1 protein-coding gene is annotated in these 381 nt (G+C 57.0%); it reads left to right on the forward strand.

Annotated elements, in window-relative coordinates:
• Positions 1-381: hypothetical protein (locus tag ACFHPP_RS31420; protein ID WP_437167137.1), on the forward strand; the 381-nt coding region annotated here is incomplete at both ends.

The raw sequence follows: 381 nt of genomic DNA on the forward strand, positions 1-381 counted from the left end.
TAGGCCGTGACGTTGAGGGCGGATGCCTTCTGGTTGCGACCATTCCTGTAGACGACCTGCCGATCGGCGGGTTCCGCTCTCCACTCTCGATGTGCTGCGGTTTCCAAGTCCTGTTCATGCGCCGCCAGGTGCATGAACAGGACTTGGATCTTGCAGTGCGCATCGAGATGTATCCGCGCGGTTGTGCGGTTGCTTCCAGAAGACCATCGCGCGCAGGCTTAGGCATGGGCGCGATGACGCATGTTCTTTTATATTCAAATCTGAATTGGTTGTGTTGTGTAAGTGAAAGTGTGAGTGCGACAGGTGCGCATCCTTCTTTCAGGCAGGCGCTGCGTCTATGGCGCGGTTTGGTCCTGCGTGTGGGCAGTGGTGGCGGTATCT

This window comes from Falsiroseomonas sp. E2-1-a20 (assembly GCF_051433195.1).
Taxonomy (GTDB): domain Bacteria; phylum Pseudomonadota; class Alphaproteobacteria; order Acetobacterales; family Acetobacteraceae; genus Falsiroseomonas.